Source organism: Herpetosiphonaceae bacterium, assembly GCA_036374795.1.
In the GTDB taxonomy this organism is placed as follows: domain Bacteria; phylum Chloroflexota; class Chloroflexia; order Chloroflexales; family Kallotenuaceae; genus LB3-1.
Window position 1 is genome coordinate 1 of record DASUTC010000022.1, and the last position, 1,754, is coordinate 1,754.

The 1,754-nt window shown below is 67.9% G+C and carries 1 protein-coding gene; it reads right to left on the reverse strand.

Annotation, left to right across the window (positions count from 1 at the left end; genetic code table 11):
* On the reverse strand, positions 1–1,754 hold a 1,754-nt coding region (locus VFZ66_01030), incomplete at both ends, for a condensation domain-containing protein (GenBank protein HEX6287737.1).

Below are 1,754 nucleotides of genomic sequence, written 5' to 3' on the forward strand. Positions count from 1 at the left end.
AGAGGTCGGGCAGGCTGCGCGCGGCAGGGAAGGGCGCGGCGGTGGCGTTCCACTCATGCACGAGCTGGCGCGTCTCGGCCTCGCTCAGCAGCGGCAGCGTGGCGATCGGCTGGTCGGGATCGGCCACCACCGCCGTCAGCAACATCTGCCAGTGCGCGGCCATGCGCTCGATCGTCTGCGCCTCGAATAGATCGGTGCTGTACTCGAATGTTGCCGTCAGGGCGTGCTCAGTCGGCACCAGCTCCAGCGTCAGATCGAAGCGCGAGGTCCGGCTATCGATCGTCACCGGCTCCAGCGTCAAATCCTCTAGATTCAGCGACGGCAGCGGCGCGTTTTGCAGCACGAACATCACCTGGAACAGCGGCGGACGGCTCAGATCGCGGGGCAGTTGCAGCGCGTCGACCAGCCGCTCGAAGGGCAAATCCTGATGCGCGTACGCCTCAAGCGCCACCGCGCGCACGCGGCAGAGCAGCTCGCGGAACGTCGGCTGTCCGCTCAGGTCGGCGCGCAGCGCCAGCGTATTGACAAAGAACCCGATCAGCGGCTCGATCTCGGCTCGGTTGCGATTGGCAATCGGCGAGCCAACCACGATATCGGTCTGGCCCGTGTAGCGATGCAGCAGCACATCGAACGCCGCCAGCAGCGTCATGAACAGCGTCGTGCCCTCGCTGGCGCTGAGCGTCCGCAGCGCCTCGGCCAGAGCCGCCGGAAGCGCAGCGGAGTGCTGCGCGCCGCGCAACGTCGGCACGGCAGGACGCGGACGATCGGTAGGCAGCTCAAGCGCGGTCGGCGCTCCCGCCAGATGTTGCCGCCAGTAGGCAAGCTGGCTTTCCAGCACCGCCGCTAGCTCCGTGCGCTGCCAGACCGCAAAGTCGGCATACTGGATTGATAGCTCCGGCAGTAGCGCTGGCGCTGGTGTGTTTGCGGCATGGGCCGGATAGAGCGCGGCGATCTCGCGCAGGAAGACGCCCAGCGACCAGCCATCCGAGATGCTGTGGTGCATGGTCAGCAGCAGCACATGCGTCTGCTCGTCCAGGCGCAGCAGCAGGGCGCGCAGCAGCGGCCCGCGCCGAAGATCAAAGAGGCGCTGTGCTTCCGTCGTCAGCAGCCGCTCGGCCTGCGCCTGGCGCTCCGTCTGCGGGAGCGGGCACAGATCGACCAGCGGCAGATCGATGCTCAGCGACGGCGCGATCACCTGATAAGCCCGACCGTCGCGCTGCGCAAATGTCGTCCGCAGCACCTCATGACGCGCGACCACGTCGTTCAAGCTCTGCCATAGCGGCCGCGCATCGAGCACGCCCGTCAACTTCACGGCCGCGGCGATGTTATAGCCGGACATGCCGGGCTGTAGCTGATCGATGAACCAGAGCCGCTGCTGCGCAAACGAGAGCGGCAGCTCGTCCGCCCGGTCGACGCGCTGAATGGGCGGCAGCGCGCGCCGAATCTGCCCATCGCCCGCCGCGATCCGCTGAGCCAGAGCAGCGATCGTCGGTGCCTCGAAGAGCGCGCGCAGCGGCAGCTCCACGCCCAACGACTGGCGCACGCGGCTGATCACCTGCGTGCCGAGCAGCGAGTGCCCGCCGACCTCAAAGAAGTTATGGTGTACGCCCACCTGCTCCAGGCCCAATACGTCGGCCCAGATCCGCGCCAGCGTCGTCTCCGTCTCCGTCCGGGGCGCGACCAGCGTCGTCGGAGCGCTCGTGCGCTCCGGCTGGGGCAGCGCTTTGCGATCGACCTTGCCGTTGGGCGTCAGC